The sequence below is a fragment of the Belnapia rosea genome, from assembly GCF_900101615.1.
Taxonomy (GTDB): domain Bacteria; phylum Pseudomonadota; class Alphaproteobacteria; order Acetobacterales; family Acetobacteraceae; genus Belnapia; species Belnapia rosea.
The window spans coordinates 337,361-359,780 of record NZ_FMZX01000001.1 but is presented as its reverse complement, the minus strand read 5'-3'; the positions used below and the strand labels follow the sequence as shown (position 1 = coordinate 359,780).

Here is a 22,420-nt window from a genome sequence, read left to right as displayed (position 1 = left end):
CGACCCCTCCCCTGCCGGTCCAGCAGCGGGTAAGGCAGGGGAATGAGCGTCTACATCATCGCCCTGATCTGCCTTTCCCTTGCCGGGGTCATTGAAGCGAGGAGCACGACGCCTGGGCTGCGGCCCGTGGCAGCGGCGGCAGACCGCGCCTTCCACATCTTCGGCCGGTCCGCCTTCGCCTTCTGGTTGGTGCTGCTGGCCTGGGGCTCCTGGAACCTGCATTGGTCCCAGCCCCTCGCCGGCCTGGTTGCCTCGCTGGCCGCCAATGCGCTGGTGGTTCAGTCCGGCGCCCGGCCCTACTGGCCGGGGCTGGCGATGGGGCTCTCGCTGGCCGGCCTCTTCCTCACTGTCGTGGTGCTGTCGTGGTAGCCGCCAGCAGCCTGCCCTACCAGGCGGGCGGCAGGTGCAGCGCAACCACATCGCCCTCATGCCCCGGCACGGCCGGGAAGCGCGTGAGGACTTCGGGGTCGTGGCCAGGGATCACCCGTGTCTCGTCGCCTTCCGCCAGGCGGCGGGCGATGCGCCAGCCCTGGGTCATGGCGCCAAGATCAAAGATGATCGGGAAGGGATTGCCCTGCCGGTCATTGGCGTAGAAATGCATGGCGTCCGAGGCGATCACCACCGGGCCGCGCGCCGTCTGCACCCGCACCACCTGCAACCCGTCGGAATGGCCGCCGACGCGGTGGACCGTCACGCCCGGCGCCACCTCCCCTGCCCCGTCATGGAACACCACCTTGTCGGCGAAGAGGGCGCGGACCATGGAGACGACGTGGTCGGCCTCGAAGGGCAGGCGGATGCAGGCGGTACACATGTGCCGGCCCGTGGCGAAAGCCATTTCCCGGTCCTGGATATGAATCCGCGCACCGGTGAAGATGTCGATGCTGCCGGCATGATCGTAATGGAGGTGCGTCACCACCACGTCCTGCACCCGGGCCGGATCGCTGCCCATCGCCCGCAGGCCATCGGCGACGGAACGGCTCAGCTTGCGCCCGCGCCGCTCGGCGCACGCGGCGTCGAAGCCGGTATCGACGACGATCTCGTGGCCCTCGGCATTGCGCAGCAGCCAGACGAAATAGTCGAGCGGCATCGCCTCATGCGGGTCGGCGACCGGCAGCAGGAAATTGGCCTGCGCCGTGCGGTCATGCCGGCCGTACCGGATGGCATAGGCCTCCCAAAGCGGTTCCGACGCTGTCATTTGTTCCCCCCGAGGATCTCGCCGGCCAGCTTCTCCGGCAGCTGGGCGGAGGCGGTGTGGTTGTTGCCGGGCCCGAGCGAGGCCAGCGCCGCCGCCCACATCTCGCGGCAGAGGGCGGCGAAGGGCGTCGGTGTCTCCGTCTGCCGGCCGACCTCAAGGGCGATGCCGAGATCCTTCACCATGAGCTCGAGCGCGAAGCCATCATCGAAGCGCCGGCTGAGAACGAATTGCTTGAACTTCCGCTGGCTGCTGTCGGACATGCCGGAGGACGCGTTCAGCACATCGACCATCTTCGCCGGATCGAGGCCGAAGCGCTGGCCGATGAGCATGACCTCGACGCCCATCAGGAAATTACCCGCCGAGGCGAGGTTGTTCAGCGCCTTCATCGCCTGGCCGGCGCCAATGCCGCCGCAGCGGTGCAGGCTGGTGCCCATCGCCTGCAGCACCGGCGCAGCGCGGTCGAGCAGGGCGTCCTCCCCGCCCAGCATGATGGCGAGGCTGCCGTTCCGCGCCCGAGGCACGCCGCCTGAGACTGGGGCATCGATCATGCCGATGCCGCGCGCGGCGAGATCGGCGGCGATCTCCCGTGTCTTGCCGGGCTGGCCGCTGGTCATGTCGATGACGAGGGCGCCGGCGGCGAGGACCGGCGACAACTCGGCCGCCACCTCGGCCACCTGCTTGCTGGTGGGCAGGATGGTGACGACGGCATCCGCCCCCTCGCCCGCCTGGGCAGCGCCGGCGGCCGGCTGGCCGCCGATCTCCCGGGCGAATTGTCCGGCCCGGCCCGGCACGGCATCGCTGACCGTAACCGCGAAGCCGGCCTTCACCAGATTGGCCGCCATCGGCCAGCCCATATTGCCGATGCCGACGAAGCCGATGTTGCGGATCGGCGCGCTCACTTGAGGGCGCCTTCCTTCACCAGCACCTCATGCGCCGCCTTGAAGGCATCGAGCCCGGCGGGGATGCCGCAATAGGCCGTGGCATGCAGCAGCGTAGCCTTGATCTCCTCGACCGTTACGCCGTTGTTCAACGCCCCCTTCACATGCAGCTTGATCTCGGGGGCGCGGTTGAGCGCCGTCAGCATGGCGAGGTTGATCAGGCTGCGGGTCTTGCGGTCCAGTGTCGGGTCGCCCCAGGCCCAGCCCCAGGCGATGGCCGTAGTGGCCCGCTGGAAGGACATCATGAAGTCGTCAGCCTTCGCCATGGAGGCATCGACATAGTCTGCGCCCAGCACCTCGCGGCGGATCGGCAGGCCCTTGTCGAACAGGGCGCTATCCTCGGACATCGTATTCCTCCGTCTCGTTCTGCGGGGAGGCTCGCCCGCGCCGGGGCCGCGGTCAACCGGCAGGCCCGAGGTTTCGGGGGCGGGAGGGCGAACCCGGGGGCCGCACCGATGTTCCTGCCGCCGGACCCAGGGGTGAACAATGCAGGACGGACCAACGAGGAACGAGGCCAGGGGCGGCACCCACCGCATCGCCCACCTGTCCGATCTGCATTTCGGGGCCGAGATCCCGGAGGTGGTGGAGGCTCTGGTGGATACGCTCAATAGCGATCCGCCGGACCTCATCGCCATCAGCGGGGACCTCACCATGCGGGCCCGGACCAGGGAATTCGAGGCCGCCCGCGCCTTCATCGCCCGGCTGCGAGCGCCCGTGATGGCGGTACCCGGCAACCATGACATCGTCGGCTATTGGATGGCCGAGCGCTTTCTCGACCCCTTCGCCCGCTGGCGGCGCTTCATCGAGCCCGAGACGGAGCCGGTTTTCCAGAATGAGCGGATCGGCGTCGTTGGGCTGAACACGGCGCGACGGGCGGGCTTCTACCTGGATTGGTCGCGCGGCCGGGTCGGCCATGGGCGATTGGCGCGCTGTCTGGCGCGGCTGGAGGCGCTGCCGCCGGGGCTGCTGCGGATCGTCGTCGCGCATCATCCCTTCCTCCCGCCCCGGGCCGCACCCGAGTCCCGGCTGGTCGGCGGCGCGGCACGGGCACTCGAAGGGTTTGCCCGCCGGGACGTTCGGCTGGTGCTCTCCGGCCATCTGCATGTCGGGGATGTGGCGGAGCCGGCAGCGGTCGTGCCGGACGATGCCGCCAGCGGACGGCTGACGGTCGTGCTCTCCGCCACCAGCACCTCACACAGGCTGCGGGGCGAGCCGAATGCCTATAACGAGATCCGCATCGCGCCGGACAATCGGGTGGAGATCCTGGCCCGTACCTGGGACGGGACCGGCTGGATGGCCTCACCGCCGCAGCGCACCGATGTGGCGCCAGCGGAGATCCTGACGCCGACTCCATGACGGCCCCCTTCCGCCGCCCCGCCTCCCAGGGGAATATCCCCCTGCCCTGACCATGGGCGGAGGGATGCCAATGTTCTTCGAGGGATTCACGCTGGAGCACCGCGAGGCGAATGGCCAGCGGATCCGGATGCGCCGCGGCGGCAGCGGGCCGCCGCTGCTGCTGCTGCACGGCAACCCTCAGACCCATGCGATGTGGCACAAGCTGGCGCCAACCCTGGCACGGCGTTTCACCGTCATCGCGCCGGATATCCGCGGCTATGGCTTCTCCGCCAAGCCGCCGGCCATGCCCGACAGCGCCGGGATGGCGAAGCGCGCCATGGCCCAGGATCTGGCTGCGCTGATGACGGATCTGGGCCATGAGCGCTTCACCGTCGTGAGCCATGACCGCGGCGCACGGGTGGCGCATCGCCTGGCGCTCGACCATCCGGCGCGGGTCGAGCGGCTCTGCACCATGGATATCATTCCGACCCTGGCGCATTTCGAGCGCACCACCATGGAGTTCGCCCTCGGCTACTACCATTGGTTCTTCCTCGCCCAGCCGCATGACAAGCCCGAGCGCATGATCCTGCGCGATGTGGAGGACTGGTTCGACCTGCACACCTCGCGCGAACCGAAGGACCGGAGCTTCTTCCACCCCGAGGCCCGTGCCGATTACCTGGCGGCGCTGCGCGAGGAGGGAACGGTCCGCTCCATCTGTGAAGATTACCGGGCGGCCGTCGGCATCGATCTCGAGCATGACCGGGCCAGCCGTGCCGCCGGGCAGAAGGTGCAATGTCCGTTGCTGGCGCTCTGGGGCGCCAAGGGCTCCATCCCCAAATGGTACGAGCCGCTGGCTATCTGGCGTGACTACGCCAGCGGCGAGGTCACTGGCGGCGGGGTCAATAGCGGCCACTACCTCGCAGAGGAGGCACCGGAAGAGGTGCTGATCTGGCTCGGCCGCTTCCTGAGCTGAGGCCGCTCAGACGGCCTTCCAGAAAATAATGGTTGCATGGGCGGCGCCGGTCTCGTCCAGCGCATAATCGGGGATGCGGCCGGCCTCCTGCCAACCGAGGCTGCGGTAGAGCGGCTCGGCATTATCGCCTGCCAGGGTGTCGAGGACGAGCAGGCGGCGGCGGAGGCGCTGCGCGGTCTGCTCCGCTCGCTGCATCAGCGCCCGGGCGACACCACGGCGCCGGGCGGAGGGGTCCACCAGCAGCTTGGCGAGATCGGCCCGGTGCGGCTGGTTTTGCGGCGTGTCGAGGTTGAGTTGCACCGTCCCAACCAGCTCCCCCTCCAGCCAGGCGGCCAGGAGGATGCGGCGGTTGGCGGCAACATCGGCCGCAACCTTCTTCCAGAAGCCATGCGCCATCTCCGGCGCCAGCGGCCGGATGAAATTGACGCTCGCGCCGCTCTCGACGCAGGCAATGAGGATCTCGGACAGGCGCCGCTCCGCGCTGGCCGCTGCCGCAGCGTCAAGCGCCTCCACCACCAGCCCGGCGGCCGGCTTCGCATAGCGGAATTCAAGCGACTTCGAGATGTCGTCGAGGATGCGGATCGCGCCCTGCCGCAGGTAGCCGCGCTTCTCGTAGAAGCGGTGGGCGGCGTCGAAGCGAGTATCGGTCCAGAGCACCAGGCGCTGGGCACCCGCGGCACGCGCATGCGTCTCAGCCGCTTCCAGCAGGCGCTGGGCGAGGCCGGTGCCGCGCTCCGTAGCCTCGACATACATGCGGCAGATCTCGAAAGCCTGGTCACTGTTGAGCGGCCGGGTGCCGACCATGCCGACCACCCTCCCCGCCTTTTCCGCCGCCCAAAGCTGGCCGCCGGCCTTGGCGAAGTAGCTGGCGAGCGCCCGCAGTTCCGGCGCCTCCCGGTCCACATCGAGGATGCAGTTGGGGAATTCCGCCCAGCAATCGCCGATCAGGCGGATGAAGCCGGCCCTGTCCTCGTCACGGCCCGGCCTGATCTCGGCCGGGCTCATCGGAGCTCCCGGCAGAACTCCTGGATTCGGCTGCAGGCCTCGGTGAGGCTGGCCGTGTCGGTCGCGTAGGAGATGCGCATATAAGGGCTCATCCCATAGGCCGTGCCCTGGACCGCGGCGACGCGCTTCTCCTCGAGCAGGGCCGTGACGAAATCGGTGTCGGTCTCGATCTTCCGGCCGCCCTTGCTGGTCTTGCCGAGACAGCCGGCGAGATTCGGAAAGACGTAGAAGGCGCCCTCGGGCTTGTGGCAGGTGATGCCGGGGCAGGCGTTCAGCATCTCGACGGCCAGGTCGCGGCGCTGCCGGTAGACCTCGGCGTTGCGCTTGACGAAATCCTGCGGCCCATCCAGCGCCGCCGCCGCCGCAGCCTGGCTGATGGTGGAGACGCCGGCCGTCGCCTGGCCCTGCATGTTGAACATGCCCTTGATGAGCGACGCCGGCCCGCCGCCGAAGCCCACGCGCCAGCCGGTCATCGCATAGGTCTTGGAGCACCCATTGACCGTCAGGGTCCGGTCCTTCAGCCGTGGCTCGACCTGGGCGATGGTGTGGTACTCGAAGCCGTCATAGAGCAGGTGCTCATACATGTCGTCGGTCATGACCCAGACATGCGGATGGCGCAGCAGCACATCGGCGATGGCCCGCATCTCGGCCTCGGTCGGCACCGCACCGGTCGGGTTGCCGGGGAAGTTCAGCAGCACCCACTTGGTCTTCGGCGTGATGGCGGCCTCGAGATCCTCCGGCCGCGGCTTGAAGCCGTTATTCTGCGGGCAGGGCACGGTGACGGGCACGCCGCCGGCGAGCTTCGCCATATCGGCATAGCTGATCCAGAAGGGAGACGGGATCACCACCTCGTCGCCCAGGTCGAGCGTCGCCATGAAGGCGTTGAAGATCACCTGCTTGCCGCCATTGCCGACGATGATCTCGTCGGCGGCGTAGTCGAGGCCGTTGTCGCGCTTGAACTTGCGCGCGATGGCGGCCTTCAGCGCCGGCGTGCCGCCCTGGGGCGGATACTTGGTGTCGCCCCGTAGCGCTGCCTGATGCGCTGCCTCGATCGCATGCGGCGGCGAGGCGAAGTCGGGCTCGCCATTCGAGAGGCTGATGACCTCGATGCCCTGGCTGCGCAGCTCCCGCGCACGCTGGGTCATGGCGGCGGAGGCGGAGACCTTCACCTCCGCGAGGCGCTGCGCGAGTGAGGGCATGGCGGCCTACTTCATCCCTTCGCAGAAGCGGCGGATGCGGGTGCAGGCCTCCTTCAGCACCTCGTCGCTCGTCGCGTAGCTGATGCGGAAATGGCCGGGATACATGAAGGCCGCGCCATGGACGCAGGCGACGCCCTCCTCCTCCAGCAGCGCCGTGCAGAAATCCTCGTCGCTGGCGATGGCCTTGCCGCCCTTGGTCGTCTTGCCGATGCAGCCCTGCATGCTCGGGAAGACGTAGAAGGCGCCCTCCGGCTTGTGGCAGTAGAGGCCGGGCGCGGCGTTCAGCTCCTCCACCATCATGTCGCGGCGCCGCTTGTAGGCGACACGCATGGTGTCGATGCTGTCCTGCGGCCCGGTCAGCGCCTCGACGGCCGCCGCCTGGCTGACGCTGCTGGTGTTGGAGGTGGACTGGCTCTGCAGCTTGTCCATCTGCTTGATGAGATGCACGGGCGCCGCGGCATAGCCGATGCGCCAGCCGGTCATCGCATAGGCCTTGGAGCAGCCGTTCATCGTCACCGTGCGGTCGCGCAGCCGCGGCTCGACCTCGAGGATCGTCGCCGGGCGGAAGCCGTCATAGGCGAGCTTCTCGTAGATGTCGTCGGTGAAGACCCAGACATCCGGGTGGCGCATCAGCACGTCGGTCAGTGCCTTCAGCTCCTCCGCATTGTAGGCGGCGCCAGTCGGGTTGCAGGGGTTGTTGAGCAGGAACCACTTGGTCTTCGGCGTGATCGCCGCCTCCAGCTGCTCCGGCCGAAGCTTGAAGCCGCTGTTCTGGTCGCAGGCGACGATGACCGGCTTGCCCTCGGCGAGCTCGACGATGTCGGGGTAGCTCACCCAGCACGGTGCCGGGATGATGGCTTCGTCGCCCGGGTTGATGGTGGCGAGCAGCGCGTCGAAGATCACCTGCTTGCCGCCGGTGGCGATCAGGATCTCCTCCGGCTTGAAGTCGAGGCCATGATCCGCCTTGAAGCGCGCACAGACGGCCTGCCGCAGCGCCGGCGTGCCGGCGACGTCGGTATACTTCGTCTCGCCGCGCTCGATGGCGGCGATTGCCGCGTCCTTCACGTTGCGCGGGGTGTCGAAATCGGGCTCGCCCGAGGACAGGCCGACGATGTCCTTCCCCGCCGCCTTCAGCGCCCGGGCCTTGCTGGTCATCGCAATGGTCAGCGAGGGGGAGATGCGGTCGAGGCGGTCGGCAATGAGCTTCATGGGTCGTGGCCCTGGATCTGGCGAGGGGCGCGAACCTATCCCCCTCCGGGGGCCGCTTCAACCCGGCCTCGCACCTTGCCGTGAGCCTATTCCGTCCCCCGGCGTCGCAGGGCCAGCCCGGCCAGGCCCACCGCCAGGGCGGCTACCGCGAGGATCAGGGCGGCCAGGGCATTCACCTCCGGCGTCAAACCCACCTTGAGGGCGGAGAACACCATCATCGGCAGGGTCGTGCCGGCCGGCCCGGAGACGAAGCTGGCCACGACCACATCGTCGAGCGAGAGGGTGAAGGCGAGCAGCCAACCCGCGGCCAGGCTCGGCGCGATCAGCGGCAGGGTGACGGTGCGCAGCACGGTGAAGGGCCCGGCGCCGAGATCGGCAGCCGCCTCCTCCAGGCTGGCATCGAGCGCCACCAGCCTCGCCTGCACCACCAGCGCCACATAGGCCATCCCGATCGTCGCATGGGCGAGCAGGATGGTGACGGCGCCGCGGCCGAGCCGCCAGCCGAGCCAGGCCTCCGCCGCCGCCTGTGCCATGACGAAGAGCAGCAGCAGGGACAGGCCCGTCACCACCTCCGGCAGGACGAGTGGCGCCCCGGCCAGCACGCCGAGCAGTGCCCTTCCGCGGAAACGGCCGAAGCGGGCGAGTGCCCAGCCGGCAAGGCCGCCGAGCAGGGTGGCGAGGGTCGCCGCACCGGCGGCGATGCGGAGGGAGAGCGACGCCGCCTCCCGCATCCGCTCATTGGCGGCCAGCGCCACGAACCAGCGCAGGGAGAACCCGCCCCATTGAAAGGGGATGCGGTCGGCGCTGAAGGCATAGGCGACCATCAGCAGGATCGGCGCCCAGAGGAAGCCGAGGCCGATGGCGAGGCCAAGGCACCTCATGCCCGTCGCCCCAGCCGCTGGAAGAGCAGGATCGGTGGCAGCAGCAGCACGAGCAGCGCCAAGGCGAGGGCGGCGGCCAAGGGCCAGTCCCGGTTCTGGAAAAACTCGCTCCAGAGGACCCGGCCGACCAGCAGCGCCTCCGGCGGGCCGAGCAGGTCGGGGATGACGAATTCCCCGGCAGCGGGGATGAAGACCAGCAGGAAGGCCGAGGCCGCCGCCGGCAGCGAGAGCGGCAAGGTGACGCTGCGGAAGACGGTGAAGGGCGTGGCGCCGAGATCGGCCGCGGCCTCTTCCAGCGCCAGGTCCCGCCGCAGCAGCGCGGTCGCCAACGGCAGCACGGCGAAGGGCAGATAGGCATGGACCATGCCGGCATGGAGCGCGGCCTCGGTGTACAGCAGGCGCAATGGGCCGATGCCGAGCAGGCCAAGCATCCCGTTCACCCAGCCGCCATCCCGAAACAACCCGATCCAGGCGCCGAGCCGCGGCAGGAAGCCGGTCCAGAAGGGCAGCAGCACCAGCAGCAGCAGAGGCAGCCGCCAGCCGGGCCGCGCCCCGGCGATGCCAAGTGCCATCGGATAGGCCAGCAACAGGCAGAGCGCGGCCGTGACGAAGGCGGTCAGCAGCGAGCGGAGGAAAGCCTCCAGGTAGTAGGAATCGGCCAGGAGCGTAGCGAGACTTTCGCTGCTGCCCTGCCAAACGGGGCCGCCCTCCCAGGCAAGCGGCGGGATGAAGGGCGGCACCCCAGGTCCGGCTTCGGCGAAGGCAATGAGGCCAAGGATACCGAGCGGTGCCGCTACCAGCAGCAGCAGCCAGGCGAGGGGCGGCCCAAGGATGAGGAGATGTCGCCTCACGCCGCGAGGGGCACCAGCGCCTCGGCCGGCCAGCCGAGAACGAGTTGGGCACCCGGCGCTGGCGGCGCAGCATCGACCGGGAGCGCGACGCGCAACTCGGTCCCGCCCGGCAGCGCGACCAGCGCCATCCAGCCATCGCCGCGATAGGCGAGGTCCCGCAACCGGCCGGTTGCGGCATTGGTCGCCGGAGGAGTGCCCGGCAGCAGGCGAATCCGTTCCGGCCGCAGGGCGACTGCCAGATCCGCCCCGGCCGGCCGGTCATGCGGCAAGGCGAGGCGGCAGCCGGCCGCCTCCACCAGGCCATCAGTGGCAACCCGGCCTTCGAGGATATTAGCCGCGCCGAGGAAGCGGGCCACGAAGCGGGAGGCGGGCCTCTCATAGAGTTCCGCGGGCGTGCCGCATTGGGCGAGGCGCCCGCCCTCCAGCACGGCGATCCGGTCGGCCAGCGCCAGGGCCTCGCCCTGGTCATGCGTCACCATGACGAAGCCGGCACCGGTGCGCCGCTGCAGCGCCCGCAACTCAAGCCCGGTGCGCTCGCGCAGACCGGCATCAAGGGCGGCGAGCGGCTCATCGAGCATCAGCAGCCGTGGCCGCTTCACGAGCGCCCGTATCAGTGCCACGCGCTGCCGCTGGCCACCGGAAAGCTGGTGCGGCTTACGCCCGGCCGTTCCCTCCAGCCCGACCAGCGCCAGCCCCTCCGCTACGCGTCGAGCAATCTCGGCCCGCGCCACGCCCTCGCGTCGGAGGCCGTAGGCGACGTTGTCGAAGACCGAGAGATGCGGGAAGAGGGCATAGCTCTGGAACATCATGCTGACCGGCCGCGCATGCGGCGGCAGGCCGGCGAGATCCCTGCCCTCCAGCAGGATCCGCCCCGCATCCGGCGCCTCGAACCCGGCGACGAGGCGCAGCAGGGTTGATTTCCCCGAGCCCGAGCCGCCCAGCAGGGCCAGGAATTCGCCCGGCCGCACATCAAGGTCGAGGCCATCCAGCGCCAGGGTCTGCCCGAAGCGCTTGCTCAACCCTTCGGTCCGTAGCAGTGCCACGCTCAGCGACCCGCCCGGAAACGGCTCCAGAGCCGGCTGCGCAGGCGCTCCGCCGCGGGCCCCGGCGTGCCGGGCACGAAGGCCTGGGCGAGAAGCGCCTCGGGCGGAAAGGCGGCAGGATCCTCGCGGACTGGCTCGGCGATCAGGAAACGACTCGCCGGGACCGCATTCGGGTAGCGCACATGGCTGCTGACGGCGGCGATGATCTCCGGCCGCAGCAGGAAATCGATGAAGGCGTGAGCGGCAGCCGGGTTCGGAGCATCGGCCGGGATCGCCAGCATGTCGAAGAACTGGTGCGGTCCGGTCTTCGATACGACATAGCCGATCTCGACGCCCCGCCCCGCCTCCCGCGCCCGCGCCGCCGCCTGGATGACGTCGCCGCTATAGGTCAGCGCCACGCAGATCTCGCCGGTGGCCAGCATGTTGAGCAACGCGCCGGAGCCGGGGATGGCGCGGAGTTGCGGGCGGATGGCAAGCAGCGCCGCCTCGGCGGCGCGGAGATCGCCGGCATCCCCGCTGTCCGGGTCGCGGCCGAGCCAGCGGAGGATGGAGGGCACCACATCCGCCGCGCTGTCCATCACGGCGAGGCCGCAGCCGGCGAGGCGCCGGGCGTTCTCCGGCTTGAGCAGCACATCGAGGCCGTCGAGCGCCAGATCCGGTGCCAGCGCCCGCACCTTGTCGAGGCGGATCCCGAGCCCGACCGTACCCCAAAGATAGATCGCCCCATGGGCATTGCCGGGATCGACCTTGGCGACACGCTCCATCAGCGCCGGATCGAGGTTCCGCCAATTGGGCAGCTTGGTGCGATCGAGCGGCAGCAAGGCGCCGGCGCGGACCAGCCGGGCGAAGGTCGGCTCGCTGGTCGGCACGATGAGGTCGTATCCGCTGCGCCCGGCGGAGAGTTTGCCCTCCAGCGTCTCGAGGCTGTCATACACGTCGTAGCGGATGCGGATACCCGTCTCCTGCTGGAACCGCTGGACGACATAGGGATCGATGTAATCCGTCCAGTTGTAGATATTCAGCACCGGCTGGGCCCGCGCCATGAGCGGGGCCAAGAGCAGGGCAGCGAACAGGGCAAGACGGCGCATCCGGGCTCCCGCAGGATTCGAGCGGGCCGAGAGTAGGGCCAAAGGCCTTCCTTTCGAACTAGGACATTTTTCCTTGACAATAGAGTAACGATCCGGTATCTCCACCTCGCCGACGGCCGACATGCGCCCGGCGCCCTCCCCGCACATTCCCGCGCCCATCCAGCCCGCCGGCAGCACTGCCTTCCGGTGGGTGGCGCCTGTTGAGACGGAGACACCCGTGCCCTTCAGCTCGGCCAATCTCACAGCCCTCATCCAGGGCAACAACTTCACCCTCTGGCAGTATCGCACCGCCGACAGCCGCGCGGCGGTCACCGCGGCGGGCTATTTTGCCGCGGTCGCCGGCAACCTCAAAGCCGGTGACCTGATGGTGCTGCAGGCCGCGGATGCGATGGCGCTGCTGCCGATCCGCACCGGCCCCGCGCTCGGCACCGGCGTCACGCTCGATGGCGCAGTAGGGCCGCTCAACACGATCCGCAGCGTGGCCCAGCGCTTCGGCTTCGGCCAGGCGGCAGCGGCAGTGGTGCGGACCGTCATCCTCGCGCCCTTTGCCGCCAGCATCGTGGCCGGCACCAGCATCCCCGTCTCCGCCACGGTGCTCGGGCCGATCAGTCAGGTTGTGTTCAGCCTGCGCGACGGCACCGGCGCCATCATCCCGCCGGTGCAGGTCGTGGCGGTGGTCAGCGGCGGCGCCTCGGCCAGCTTCCCGACGCCCGCCCTTGGCACCGGCTACCGCATCCGGGTCGAGGACGCGGCCGATCCCTCGCTCGGTGTGGTCTCGCGCAGCTTCAATGTCGGCGCCGACCTCAGGCTCATCCTCGCCGAGAACGACACCAAGCTGCTGAGCGAAGCGGGCGACGTGCTGAAGCAGTAGCCGGCCCTCTTCCCCGCCTCCCCATCCTTCACCCGCAGACGGTGCCGGCCCTGCCGGCGCACGCCGCCTGCCCATCCGGACCGGAGCCCGATGCCCGACGCAAGGATCAGCGAACTGCCCCTCGCCGCCACGCTGGGTGATACCGACATCGCCCCGCTGGTGCAGACGAGCGGCAGCACCACCGAGACCCGGCGTGCCACGCTCGCCCAACTGCGCAGCGCGGTCCTCACCGACCGCGGCGCGCATGTACGCGACTACGGCGCCAAGGGCGATGGGATTGCCGATGACGGGCCTGCCTTCCAGGCGGCGGTCGATGACCTCAAGACCAAGGGCGGCGGCACGCTGTTCCTTGGCCCCAAGGTCTACCGCATCGCCTCACCTGTCGTCGTGAACGGCGCCACCATCCGGCTGCAGGGCGCCGGCTTCACCGAGGGGCCCGGCGCCGGTCAGGGCACCTGGCTGAGGATCACGACCACTGGCTTCACTCCCTTCACCTTTACCGGGGCGAACAGCCGTGGCGCCGGGCTGTGCGACATCGCCGTGCAGCAGACCCACAGCGCGTCTCAGGTAAGCGGCTGGGCGCCGACTGCCTATGACTATATCTTCCGCGTAGAGGATTGCTTCGGCGGCATCGACTTCGACAACGTCTTCCTCTGCAACGTCAACAAAGGGATCTATTGCCGCAACTCGGGCCGCCTCGACATCCGCCGGCTGCGAGGCCAGATCCTCACCACGGGTCTCGAAATCGACGAGTGCTACGATATCCCGCGCATCCACAGCCTCCATTTCTGGACCTTCTGGACTTCGAACACCCATGTTCTGGCCTGGCAGCAGGCCAATGCGGATGCGATGATCTTCCGCCGCAGCGACGGCGTCTTCATCGATCAGGCCTTCGCCCTCGGCTACCGCAGCATGTTCCGCTTCGGCAGCTCGGCTGCCGGGGTGACGACCAAGTTCTACATCGGTCAGGCCTATGCGGATTTCGTCAAATACGGGCTCTGGGTCGAGGCCTCCCAGGTTGATGGCCAGGTCGGCAACTTCACCTCGCACAACGAGATCTTCAACGCGGCCGGGGCGCCGCTGCCGGGCTCTGCCGCGATCCAGGTCGATGGCTCGAACACCCGCGTGCAGGTTGGCAATCTTCGCATCGATGCGGTCGAAGACAGCCCGATCCGGGTGAATGGCACCGGCAACCGGCTCGACCTCTTCTCGCTGCGCTGCACCCGCTTCAATACGCGCAACAACGGTGCCGCCGCGATGCAGATCGCCGACAGCGGTGCGGCGACGCCGAATGCGGTCTATCTCGGCTCTCCGCCCCTGCTTGAGAATGGCGGCACGGTGGTGAACAGCGGGACCAACGCCGTCCTCGCTACCGGCGCCCCCGCAGGCAGAGCGGCACGGCCAGGACTGACGCTGGGCAGCGCCGATACAGGCCTGTTCCTCGCCGGCGCCGGCACGCTCGGCGCGGCGGCCGGTGGGTCCGAGGTGCTGCGCGCCTCGGCGAATGGCGGAATCACCCTTGGCGGTGCACCTGGCAGCCATGCGGTGGAGGTTGCGGCGCCTGTTGGCACGGTGAACCGCCTCCTGCTGAGCGGCGGCGCGGCCGGCAACCCGGTTTCCGCCCAGGCCCAGGGCGCGGATGCGAATATCGGCCTGCAGCTTGGCGGCAAGGGCAGCGGCAGCGTCGCCCTCAGGGCCAATGGCGCGACCGCATTCGAAGCTGGGAACGCAGCAACGCCGGCGGTGAACTGGCTGCGGGTCGATGGTGGAGCGACAGGGGCTCCGGTGACGCTCTCGGCCCTTGGCAATGACGCCGCGGTCGGCATCACGCTGGCGCCGAAAGGTGGCGCCCTGGCGCGAGCCACGACGCCGGCCGGTACGGACAACTCGACCGCCATCGCCACCACGGCCTTCGTGAAGGCGCAGAACTATCTGGCCAGCGGGGCGGTAGCGAGTGTCGCGGATGGCACGGCGGCGGCACCGGGGCTCGGCTTCGCCGGCAACGCGGCAACCGGTCTCTCCCGCGCCGCGTCCGGGGCCGTGTCGCTCTCGGTCAATGGGCTGGAGACGGTGCGGGTGGCGCCGGTTGCCAGCGCGGTCAACCGGATCGGTCTCTACGGCAGCGCAGCCGGCATTGCGGCGGCCATGCTTGCCGAGGGTGGCGATACCAACATCGGCCTGGTACTCGGCCCGAAGGGAAGCGGCGCGGTCTGCGCCACCGTACCGGACAGCACCGCCGCCGGTGGCAATGCACGCGGCGTCAACGCGGTCGATTGGCAAACGGTGCGCGGCGGCGCGGGCAATGTCGCCAGCGGCTCACAATCCGTCCTGGGTGGAGGTATTTCCAATACCGCATCCGCCACGGCGGCCACCGTCGCCGGCGGCTGGAGCAACACCGCGGACGGCACGCAATCCTGGTGTCCGGGCGGGCGCAATGCGTCGGCGCGAGGCACCATGGGGAAGGGCAGCTGGGCCAGTGGCAGCTTCTCCGTCAATGGCGATGCCCAGGCGGGCGAAAGCATCCTGCGCCGGCAGACCACCGACGCCGTCGCCACCCGGCTGACGGCGGATGCCGCAGCCGCCAGCGGCACGAACACGGCGAACCTCCCGACCAACGGCAGCTACCGGGTGAAGCTGCTGGTCATCGCCCGGCAGGTCGGCGGCACGGCAGGCACGGCGGGTGATACGGCCAGCTGGGAGGTGAGCCTGCTCATCCGCCGCGGCGCCACGGCTGCGGCGACCGTGCTGGTCGGCGGGGCCGCACTCGGCAGCGGGCCGGCACTGACGGCAGTGACCGCCGGGACGGGACTCGCCCCCGGCATCGCCGACGCCGCTGCCTCCGCCTGGCGGCTGACCCTCGATGCCGACACCACCAACGGCGCCATCGCCGTCAGCGGCACCGGGGAGGCGAACAAGACCGTCAACTGGGTCGCCCGCCTGCTGTCGGTCGAGACCGTCGGCTGAACGCGACCCACTCTTTACCTTTGAGGACATCCCGATGGCATTCCTGAAATCGATCGAGATCGGCCGTACCGGGCTGGTCGCCGGCTATTGGCGCCTGACCCACAGCCAAGCCGACCATGTCGCACAGGTCATCGAGTTCCGTTTCTGCGGCTATCCGGACAAGGATGCGCGCGACGCCGGGAAGGCACCCTTGCCGAGCATCGGCTTCCGCCTCGCTCCGACAGAGCTTGGCCTCACCTCCCTGCACGCGGTGACCACCGCGACCCTCTATGCCGCCGCGCGCCAGCAGCCGGCGGATGACGGCATCACCTGGTTCGCCGACGCGATCGATTGCTGACCGGCATTCCGTTCCCTCCCCCCTTGCCCTCACTCGCCCCAGGAGAGTCCCATGGCTGACCTGACCGATTACGCGAAGAACCTGCTTGGTCGTGCGCTGTGCGCCCGGAGCCCGGCCCTGCCCAGCCAGGTCTTTCTCGGCCTCGGCACCGGCGGCAGCGATCCCACCGGCCTGACGGGAGAGCCGGTGGGTAATGGCTATGCCCGGCAGAAAGTCACGTTCAGCGGCATCGGCGCGCAGCAGAACACGGATGCCATACGCTTCACCTTCACCGCCTCCGTCGGCACGCTGACCCATGTCGGCCTGTTCGATGCCGCGAGCGGCGGCAATCCGCTGACCTGGTCGGCCCTGAGCAGCGCGGCCGCGGTCACTGGCGCGGGAACGGTGACGATCAATGCCGCGGGGCTGGTGCTGATGCCGAATTGAGTCAGACGGGAGGCTCTGCCACGGCGGAGCCTCCACCTGACCCGCAAGCGCTCGATACCGCCCGCCGATGCGCCGAAGCGGTCATCATGCCCGCACCGTACCATCCTCGCCATGGCCGTCGGTCCGTCGCGGCACGCTGGCCGGAGTCACCTCGCTCGTGGTGCCAAGCGGCCGGGAGTGGCTGTTCTCAGGCCAGGTTTCCAACCAATGCCTCGGCATGGGGATTATGCAACGACCTCGGCGCAAGCCTGCCCCTCCCCGCAGAATACATCCCGGAGATTAGCCCCACGGGCGGAACGGCGGCGCCGGCGAGCCGTTGACCGGCCGGATTTCGGCAATTCTGTCGGCTTCCGCACGTCCGGGGAGATGCGATGCCGGCCCGCCTTCGTGCCTGGCTGATGAGCCTGCTGCTGCTGGAGTTGGGCTTCGCCTGGACCTTCGGTGCCGTACTGCTGGCCAGTGCGGACGCCATGGCGCAATCCCGATCGAGCGGCGGGTATGCCCGCCCGGGTTCAGGCTATGGCCGGACACCATCCTTTGGCGGATCACGCGCCGCGCCGCGAACCCCTTCGGTCAGCGGTGGGTATAGCCGTCCCAGCCTGCCGGGCGGCGGCAGTGCTCGCCGGCCATCCGTAGGCAGCGGCTCCGCCTGGGACCGGTCCTACTCGCGGGAGCGCTCGAGCGAGGCGCTGGACCGCCTGCGGCGACAGAGCCAGCCATCCCAGTTGCCGCCGGCCCAGCCCCCGCTGCGCCCCGCGCCCTCCGCCCCTACTGATTCCGGCTGGTGGAGGCGTGGCGGCACGATGGGCGGCGGCACCATGGGTGGCGGTACGATGGGAGGAGGCTGGCCCGCGCCACGCGGCGTTCCTGGCGGCTGGGGTGGAGGCTTCGGCGTCCCGGGCCAGCGCAGCTTCGGCGTCTGGGACGGCGTGCTTCTTTGGTTCCTGCTGAACAATCTGGGCCGCGCCGGTTCGACCGACTTCTTCCATAATCACCAGGACGATCCCGGCTATCGCGAATGGCGGCGGGAGGCTGAACAGCGAGCGCAGACCGATGCCCAGACCCGGGCCCGGCTGGATGAGCTCGACCGCCGGCTGTCGGAACGCCAGGGTCGGCCGCGCGATCCGAACGCGCCGCCGCCCGAGGTACCACCCGACATCTCGACGGCACCCCGGCCGGATGTCCGGACCCCCAGCACCTCGGCGCCGCTCCCCTCCCCGTCTTCCCCGCCGGCAGAAGCTGGTTCCGCAGGTGGACTTTCCTCGCTGGGCCTGCTGGCGATCCTCGGGGGGGGCGGTGCCCTGTTCCTGCTGGCGCGGCGCCGGCGGCAGGCGGCGGTGCCGAGCTCTGTCACGACGCAGGGCGCCACGCGGCCAACCCCCGATATCCGCTCCGCAGCGCCACGCTTCCGGGTAGGGATGACCGTCACCTGCGACCCGACGCCCTTCCTGCTCGGCTCCGGTGCCCTGCAGGTACCGGTGCCTGCCTTCGCGGAGGGCAATACACAGGTCAGTATCCAGGCGGTAGGGCGCATCCGCGAAGGTGCGGAAGAGCTCGTGCGCCTCTACCTGCCGGATGGCAGCGGCTTCTTCCAGCTGCATGCCGATGCGGCCGGTCAGATCGAGGAGTGCCGGTACTTCGGCCTGCTCGATGAGGTCGTGCCGGCCGATGAGGCGGAATGGGGCGCCTGGCTCGACCCCCAGCAGGGCATGATCGGCTGGCCCGAATTCCAGACCAGGAACGGTAAGCTCTATGCCCGCATCTGGGCACCTGGTGACCGCCCGGTGCCGCCCCGGGTCATGACCGAGGCCATCGAAAGCCTGGACGGCACCCGCCAGATACAAAGCCGCGCCATGCTCTATGCCGCCCCGACAGACATCGCCGCCCCGGGCCCGCAGACCGAATACATCCTGGTTTCTGCGCAGGAGGAGGGCGGCCGCGCCTGGATCGAGATCCGCGCGGGCATCGACATCAACCCCGCCTCCCTTTCCCTTGTTTAGAGCCGAAGGACGCCCGCCTTGGACAGCATCCTCGACACCCTATGGAACGGCCTTCCCGTCCTGCTCGCCCAGCTTGGTGTGGCCCTGGCACTGCTGGGACTCGGGGCTGGCTGCTACATGGCCGTCACGCCTTTCCGCGAGGCCAGGCTGGCGCGGGACGGCAACGTCGCCGCCGGCATCGTCCTGATGGGCGCTCTGGTGGCCCTGGCCATCCCGCTGGCGGTGACCCTGGCGACCAGCGCCTTTACGCTGGACATCCTTCTCTGGGGCCTGGTGGCGGTGATCCTCCAGCTGCTGGCCTTCCTGCTCACCACCGGCCTGTTCCGCGGCCTGCGCGGGATGATCGAGGCCGGAAACATCGCCATGGCCTGCGTTGTTGTCGGCATCCAGCTTGCCGTGGCGCTGGTCAATGCCGGCGCCATGGCTGGCTGACCGCAATCGGATCGGGAATAGAAAGGAAGAACAAGGTCATGATGGGATTCATTCGCAACCTCGTCGGCGTGAAGACGGACCAAGCCGTGCAAGGGGCAGTCGAGGCGCTGGTGCGCTGGGACCCCCAGGCCGCCACCGAGGCGGAGCTGCGCACCATGGAGGACAATCTCGACCAGCTTGGTCGTCAGGTCGCCGAGGCCCGCCAGGCCTATGATCGCGAGCAGCGGGAGGCCGACACCATCGGCCGCCTCTCCCAGCAACGCATGGCGGCGGCAGAGCAGCTGCAGCAGCGGCTGCAAACCGAGACGGACCCGGGCCAGAAAGCCAGTCTCGAGCGCAGCCTCGCCACGCTGGTCGGGATGCTGGAGCAGATGGCACCCGATATCGACCGCGAGGCGCAGGACGCGCGGGACGCTGGCAGCTTCCTGCAAATGCTCGAGGAAACCTACAACCAGGCCGGGCAGAAGCTGAAATCTGCCCGTGACGCGCTGAACCGCGCCCAGCGCGACATGAGCCGCGCTGACCAGCAGCGGGAGGCGGCGGAACGCCGGGCCGAGGCGGCTCGCCAGGCGGCCGGCCTGTCCAGCGCGACCAGTGGCCTGTCTGTGGCGCTCAAGGCGATGCAGGACAATGCGGCGCGCAACCTCGCTGCGGCGGAGGCTGCCAATGCCAAGGCGAAGCTGCTGCGTCCCTCGAAGCCGGAGGAGGAGGATCCGAACATCGCCGCCGCCATGGCCGCTGCCTCCGGCAAGGCACCGGCGCCGACGAACCTGTCGGACCGGCTGGCCGCGCTGCGGCAACGCCAGCCCGCAGGCCTGCCGCGGCAGATCTCAGGGCCCGAACGCGGCTAGCATCCTGCCCACGACGTTCGTGGCCTTCGGTCACGGACGCCGTGGGTAAGCCGGCCTCCGGCATCGGAAGCCACAGCCCTGGCGTGCGAGTTCAACCCGGCACCGTCCCTTCAGGAGACGAGCCCTAGCTCCCGCGCCTTGATTTGCAGGGCCAGCACCTTCGAGAAGATACGGCATTGCGCGAGGCCGCCTGCAAGGAACCACAAATGCGGCTGGCCCGTAGGGCGCCACATGCCCTGCAATTCGCCCTCCTCGTCGAAGCCCCAGACGCGGCCGATGCGCTCGCCTACGGCATCGCCGAGAATCTGCCGCGCCGCCGCGGCCTGGCCCTGATAACCGGTGGCCAGCACGATCAGGTCGGCAGGCTTCACGCTGCCATCCTTCATGATGGCGCCGTCAGGGCCGAAGCGGTCGATGTCATCGTACTGCATCAGGCCGATGCGCCCGTCGATGATCATCCCGGAGCAGCCGGCATCGAAGTAGTAACCACCGCCGCGGCTCTGGTACATGATCTGCCAGCCAGTATCGTCCTCGCCGAAGTTCAGGCGGAAGCCCCGTGCCGCCAGCCCCTCCAGCAGCGCCCCGTCTGCCACGCGGTTCTTCGCGGTCATGAGCTGGTGCGCGCGCCGATAGACCGGAAATGGGAAGGATGTCGCCAGCAGGTCGAGATCCTCGAAGGGGATGTCCTCGTCATAGAGAGCATACGGCGCCTGCGCCTCCTTGAGGCTTACCACCAGGGTCGGCCGGCGCTGGATCAGCGTCACCTCCGCCGCGCCGGAGACACAGAGATCCTGCGCCACGTCATGCCCTGAGGTGCCGGTGCCGAGCACCAATGCGCGCTTGCCCTTCCAATCGAGCCCGCTGCCATGGCGCCCGGAATGCTGCACCGTCCCACGGAACTCCCCCAACCCCGGAAGGTCGGGGATGATCGGCGTGGTGCTGACGCCATTGGCAAAGATGAGATGCCGCGGCCGCATCCGCCGCTCGGTGCCATCGCCACGCCGCACGGTCACGTCCCAGCACTGCGCCGATTCATCCCAATCTCCGCCCGTGAGCTCCGTCTCCGTCCAGACGTTGAGCTCCATCGCCTCGGCATAGATCTCGAACCAGTTGGCCAACATGTCCTTCGGGATGAAGACAGGCCAGGACCGTGGAAACGGCATGTAGGGGAGGTGATTGACCCGTGTTTCGTTGTGCAGTGTCAGCGCATGGTAGCGGCGGCGCCAGCTATCGCCGATGCGCGCTTCCCGGTCGACGACAAGCGTGTCGACACCGAGCAGCGTCAGGCGCGTCGCGACGGACAGCCCCGCCTGGGCCGCACCGACCACCAGCACGGCGGGATCCCGATCGGCATAGGCACGCGCCTTGTTGCGCCGATCCAGCCAATTCTCGCCGCCGAAATTCCGTCGCCAGTCCACCTCCTGCCAGCGCCTGCCATTGGCCGGATCCTCATGCCCCCTGATCTCGTCCAACGAGGTCATCAGCGTCCAGGCGCGCAGTTCGCCGGCATCGGCGAGCAGGCGGACGACGCCGTTGCAGGGCCCGATCGAGCTCTCGAAGGCGAAGATGGCCTCGATCGCCTCGATACCCGCCCGCGTCACGCGCCGCGGCGGTGTGCGGCCGGCGGCCAGCGCCATGCCGCGTGGCGCCGCCTGCACCAGCCTCGACACCATCCGCGCCGCAATGGCCTCGGCACCGGAGGTGGTGTGCAGGTCCCAGTCGAAGGCGAGGATGTCGCGCCAGTGGCATTCCTCGGCGAAGAGTGCGGCGATGCGCGAAGCCTCGCCCGAGGCCAGAGCGGCCTCGAAGCCCTGAAGCCAGGAATTCGCCGCCGCTTCCGCCAACATGCCGGTCTGGATCCCATCCATGGCGCTGCCTCCTCCGATGCCCCGCCATTGCTGCTGCGAGGACGCTTGGCCCGAAGGCTAGGCGTGGCCCGGCGCCCCGGCAAGAAGCGACGCGCCAGGGCGAAGCGGGGATGGCGGCCTGGATCCGCCCTGCTCGCAACGGCAGGGAGACAGCGGCCTCATACTGGATCCGTTACAGAACCTCCGCGCCGGGGCTGCGTTGCACGTCCGGTTCCGTCTCGCTGCCGGTAGCTGGGCGACTATCCCGAGGAATGTCGTCTGTCATGCCTGCGCCCCGGTACCGCATCCTTGTCCTGCTCGGCCTCGCCTCGTCGCTCGGTGCCTGCGTCACGATCGACCAGCTCGGAGCCGGGCGCATGCGCGACGTGCCAACCGGACAATTATGCGAATGGCGCGGCAACCCGATCAGCGGCCGCCAGATGACGCGAGAGCTGGCACGCCGGGGCGAAGCCTGCGCGCCGCCCGGGACAATCCCTGCCCAGGCCGCATCGGCGGCGATGCCCGCAAGCCGTCCGGACGAGATCGCCCCGATCCCGGCCCCGGCCGAGGCACTGCCAATACCGGCAGCGGAGGCCATTCCGCCGGAGCATGAGGCGGAAGGGCTGCAGCCTCAGGGACGGATGGAGGCATCGATGCCGATCGCACCCTTGGTCACCTCCGCCTGCGCCGAGCGGGCTATCAGGCGGGGCGGCGAAGCTGCGGCAAGTCCGACGCTGCGCGCCGTCAGCTTTACCAACCGGTGCGGCTTTCCCATCAAGGTGCTGTATGCCGGCGACAGGTCGAAAATCCTCTCGCAAGCAACCGCTTTGCTGCAGCCCGGCGAGCAGACGGATTTCGCCCGCATCGAGGATGACTTCGATCTGCCTGGATATGTGGTGTGCAGCTACGCCAACGCTCAGCTCTCGGTGCCATGCCGGATCAGCGCCGAGCATCGATGATGGCTGAGTGGTCTCA

The 22,420-nt window shown here is 69.2% G+C and carries 22 protein-coding genes; 11 read left to right on the top strand and 11 right to left on the bottom strand.

Annotated features, from left to right (window positions below):
• Positions 1 to 42 precede the first annotated feature (42 nt).
• The gene (locus BLR02_RS01770; RefSeq protein ID WP_090659894.1) at positions 43 to 369 is read left to right on the top strand and encodes a hypothetical protein; all 327 of its coding nucleotides are present in this window, start codon (positions 43 to 45) and stop codon (positions 367 to 369) included.
• A 16-nt stretch (positions 370 to 385) separates the two neighbouring features.
• Here BLR02_RS01770 and BLR02_RS01765 read toward each other — a convergent pair whose 3' ends face one another.
• From BLR02_RS01765 to BLR02_RS01755, 3 genes are read right to left on the bottom strand one after another with little or no spacing between them, the layout of a single operon-like run.
• On the bottom strand, positions 386 to 1,195 hold the full coding sequence (locus BLR02_RS01765) for an N-acyl homoserine lactonase family protein (RefSeq protein WP_090560672.1): 810 nt from the start codon (positions 1,193 to 1,195) through the stop codon (positions 386 to 388).
• Positions 1,192 to 2,094 carry an NAD(P)-dependent oxidoreductase gene (locus BLR02_RS01760; protein WP_090560671.1) on the bottom strand — a complete coding sequence of 301 codons (903 nt, stop codon included), beginning with the start codon at positions 2,092 to 2,094 and terminating at the stop codon, positions 1,192 to 1,194. The genes BLR02_RS01765 and BLR02_RS01760 overlap by 4 nt, the downstream gene beginning before the upstream one ends.
• Positions 2,091 to 2,480, bottom strand: coding sequence for a carboxymuconolactone decarboxylase family protein (locus BLR02_RS01755; RefSeq protein WP_090560670.1), 390 nt, complete (start codon positions 2,478 to 2,480; stop codon positions 2,091 to 2,093). The genes BLR02_RS01760 and BLR02_RS01755 overlap by 4 nt, the downstream gene beginning before the upstream one ends.
• Positions 2,481 to 2,619: 139 nt before the next feature.
• On the opposite strand from BLR02_RS01755, the gene BLR02_RS01750 reads away from it, so the two are divergent.
• Positions 2,620 to 3,489 carry a metallophosphoesterase family protein gene (locus tag BLR02_RS01750; protein WP_090659891.1) on the top strand — a complete coding sequence of 290 codons (870 nt, stop codon included), beginning with the start codon at positions 2,620 to 2,622 and terminating at the stop codon, positions 3,487 to 3,489.
• 70 nt (positions 3,490 to 3,559) lie between these two features.
• Entirely contained in the window at positions 3,560 to 4,441 is an 882-nt protein-coding gene (locus BLR02_RS01745; RefSeq protein WP_090659888.1) for an alpha/beta fold hydrolase, read from the top strand.
• Positions 4,442 to 4,447: 6 nt separating this feature from the next.
• Here BLR02_RS01745 and BLR02_RS01740 read toward each other — a convergent pair whose 3' ends face one another.
• The 7 genes from BLR02_RS01740 to BLR02_RS01710 form a co-directional block, all read right to left on the bottom strand.
• Positions 4,448 to 5,446: a GNAT family N-acetyltransferase gene (locus tag BLR02_RS01740; protein WP_090659885.1), complete on the bottom strand. Its 999-nt coding sequence runs from the start codon at positions 5,444 to 5,446 to the stop codon at positions 4,448 to 4,450.
• Entirely contained in the window at positions 5,443 to 6,645 is a 1,203-nt protein-coding gene (locus BLR02_RS01735; protein ID WP_090659882.1) for a pyridoxal phosphate-dependent aminotransferase, read from the bottom strand. Before BLR02_RS01735 ends, BLR02_RS01740 begins: the two co-directional genes overlap by 4 nt.
• A 6-nt stretch (positions 6,646 to 6,651) precedes the next feature.
• Positions 6,652 to 7,854 (bottom strand): pyridoxal phosphate-dependent aminotransferase, encoded by a 1,203-nt coding sequence (locus tag BLR02_RS01730; RefSeq protein ID WP_090659879.1) that lies wholly within the window; start codon positions 7,852 to 7,854, stop codon positions 6,652 to 6,654.
• An 86-nt stretch (positions 7,855 to 7,940) separates the two neighbouring features.
• Positions 7,941 to 8,735 (bottom strand): ABC transporter permease subunit, encoded by a 795-nt coding sequence (locus BLR02_RS01725; protein WP_090659876.1) that lies wholly within the window; start codon positions 8,733 to 8,735, stop codon positions 7,941 to 7,943.
• Positions 8,732 to 9,586, bottom strand: a complete 855-nt coding sequence (locus BLR02_RS01720; protein WP_090659873.1) for an ABC transporter permease — start codon at positions 9,584 to 9,586, stop codon at positions 8,732 to 8,734. Before BLR02_RS01720 ends, BLR02_RS01725 begins: the two co-directional genes overlap by 4 nt.
• Positions 9,583 to 10,605 (bottom strand): ABC transporter ATP-binding protein, encoded by a 1,023-nt coding sequence (locus BLR02_RS01715; protein WP_245704578.1) that lies wholly within the window; start codon positions 10,603 to 10,605, stop codon positions 9,583 to 9,585. Before BLR02_RS01715 ends, BLR02_RS01720 begins: the two co-directional genes overlap by 4 nt.
• A gap of 26 nt (positions 10,606 to 10,631) precedes the next feature.
• Positions 10,632 to 11,717, bottom strand: coding sequence for an extracellular solute-binding protein (locus BLR02_RS01710; protein WP_090659867.1), 1,086 nt, complete (start codon positions 11,715 to 11,717; stop codon positions 10,632 to 10,634).
• Positions 11,718 to 11,934: 217 nt separating this feature from the next.
• On the opposite strand from BLR02_RS01710, the gene BLR02_RS01705 reads away from it, so the two are divergent.
• The 7 genes from BLR02_RS01705 (at position 11,935) to BLR02_RS01675 (ending at position 19,598) form a co-directional block, all read left to right on the top strand.
• Positions 11,935 to 12,588 (top strand): hypothetical protein, encoded by a 654-nt coding sequence (locus BLR02_RS01705; protein WP_090659864.1) that lies wholly within the window; start codon positions 11,935 to 11,937, stop codon positions 12,586 to 12,588.
• 90 nt (positions 12,589 to 12,678) lie between these two features.
• Positions 12,679 to 15,552, top strand: coding sequence for a glycosyl hydrolase family 28-related protein (locus BLR02_RS01700; protein WP_090659861.1), 2,874 nt, complete (start codon positions 12,679 to 12,681; stop codon positions 15,550 to 15,552).
• A 34-nt stretch (positions 15,553 to 15,586) separates the two neighbouring features.
• Entirely contained in the window at positions 15,587 to 15,889 is a 303-nt protein-coding gene (locus BLR02_RS01695) for a hypothetical protein (protein ID WP_090659858.1), read from the top strand.
• A 51-nt stretch (positions 15,890 to 15,940) separates the two neighbouring features.
• Positions 15,941 to 16,315, top strand: a complete 375-nt coding sequence (locus BLR02_RS01690) for a phage tail fiber protein (RefSeq protein WP_090659855.1) — start codon at positions 15,941 to 15,943, stop codon at positions 16,313 to 16,315.
• Positions 16,316 to 16,686: 371 nt separating this feature from the next.
• The gene (locus BLR02_RS01685) at positions 16,687 to 18,315 is read left to right on the top strand and encodes a DUF2491 family protein (RefSeq protein WP_090659852.1); all 1,629 of its coding nucleotides are present in this window, start codon (positions 16,687 to 16,689) and stop codon (positions 18,313 to 18,315) included.
• An 18-nt stretch (positions 18,316 to 18,333) separates the two neighbouring features.
• Positions 18,334 to 18,747, top strand: a complete 414-nt coding sequence (locus tag BLR02_RS01680) for a DUF350 domain-containing protein (RefSeq protein ID WP_090560655.1) — start codon at positions 18,334 to 18,336, stop codon at positions 18,745 to 18,747.
• Positions 18,748 to 18,785: 38 nt separating this feature from the next.
• Complete coding sequence (locus BLR02_RS01675; RefSeq protein ID WP_090560654.1) at positions 18,786 to 19,598, top strand: hypothetical protein; 813 nt, start codon at positions 18,786 to 18,788, stop codon at positions 19,596 to 19,598.
• 110 nt (positions 19,599 to 19,708) lie between these two features.
• Here BLR02_RS01675 and BLR02_RS01670 read toward each other — a convergent pair whose 3' ends face one another.
• Entirely contained in the window at positions 19,709 to 21,466 is a 1,758-nt protein-coding gene (locus BLR02_RS01670; protein ID WP_090659849.1) for a flavin-containing monooxygenase, read from the bottom strand.
• 356 nt (positions 21,467 to 21,822) lie between these two features.
• Here BLR02_RS01670 and BLR02_RS01665 point away from each other — a divergent pair, with 356 nt between their 5' ends.
• Complete coding sequence (locus tag BLR02_RS01665) at positions 21,823 to 22,404, top strand: hypothetical protein (RefSeq protein ID WP_143018014.1); 582 nt, start codon at positions 21,823 to 21,825, stop codon at positions 22,402 to 22,404.
• Positions 22,405 to 22,420 lie beyond the last annotated feature (16 nt).

Excerpts from the sequence above, each read along its gene's own strand:
- BLR02_RS01770 (WP_090659894.1), top strand. The coding sequence starts at position 43 with ATGAGCGTCTACATCATCGCCCTGATCTGCCTTTCCCTTGCCGGGGTC.
- BLR02_RS01765 (WP_090560672.1), bottom strand. The coding sequence starts at position 1,195 with ATGACAGCGTCGGAACCGCTTTGGGAGGCCTATGCCATCCGGTACGGC.
- BLR02_RS01755 (WP_090560670.1), bottom strand. The coding sequence starts at position 2,480 with ATGTCCGAGGATAGCGCCCTGTTCGACAAGGGCCTGCCGATCCGCCGC.
- BLR02_RS01750 (WP_090659891.1), top strand. The coding sequence starts at position 2,620 with ATGCAGGACGGACCAACGAGGAACGAGGCCAGGGGCGGCACCCACCGC.
- BLR02_RS01745 (WP_090659888.1), top strand. The coding sequence starts at position 3,560 with ATGTTCTTCGAGGGATTCACGCTGGAGCACCGCGAGGCGAATGGCCAG.
- BLR02_RS01740 (WP_090659885.1), bottom strand. The coding sequence starts at position 5,446 with ATGAGCCCGGCCGAGATCAGGCCGGGCCGTGACGAGGACAGGGCCGGC.
- BLR02_RS01735 (WP_090659882.1), bottom strand. The coding sequence starts at position 6,645 with ATGCCCTCACTCGCGCAGCGCCTCGCGGAGGTGAAGGTCTCCGCCTCC.
- BLR02_RS01730 (WP_090659879.1), bottom strand. The coding sequence starts at position 7,854 with ATGAAGCTCATTGCCGACCGCCTCGACCGCATCTCCCCCTCGCTGACC.
- BLR02_RS01725 (WP_090659876.1), bottom strand. The coding sequence starts at position 8,735 with ATGAGGTGCCTTGGCCTCGCCATCGGCCTCGGCTTCCTCTGGGCGCCG.
- BLR02_RS01710 (WP_090659867.1), bottom strand. The coding sequence starts at position 11,717 with ATGCGCCGTCTTGCCCTGTTCGCTGCCCTGCTCTTGGCCCCGCTCATG.
- BLR02_RS01700 (WP_090659861.1), top strand. The coding sequence starts at position 12,679 with ATGCCCGACGCAAGGATCAGCGAACTGCCCCTCGCCGCCACGCTGGGT.
- BLR02_RS01695 (WP_090659858.1), top strand. The coding sequence starts at position 15,587 with ATGGCATTCCTGAAATCGATCGAGATCGGCCGTACCGGGCTGGTCGCC.
- BLR02_RS01690 (WP_090659855.1), top strand. The coding sequence starts at position 15,941 with ATGGCTGACCTGACCGATTACGCGAAGAACCTGCTTGGTCGTGCGCTG.
- BLR02_RS01685 (WP_090659852.1), top strand. The coding sequence starts at position 16,687 with ATGCCGGCCCGCCTTCGTGCCTGGCTGATGAGCCTGCTGCTGCTGGAG.
- BLR02_RS01675 (WP_090560654.1), top strand. The coding sequence starts at position 18,786 with ATGATGGGATTCATTCGCAACCTCGTCGGCGTGAAGACGGACCAAGCC.
- BLR02_RS01670 (WP_090659849.1), bottom strand. The coding sequence starts at position 21,466 with ATGGATGGGATCCAGACCGGCATGTTGGCGGAAGCGGCGGCGAATTCC.
- BLR02_RS01665 (WP_143018014.1), top strand. The coding sequence starts at position 21,823 with ATGCGCGACGTGCCAACCGGACAATTATGCGAATGGCGCGGCAACCCG.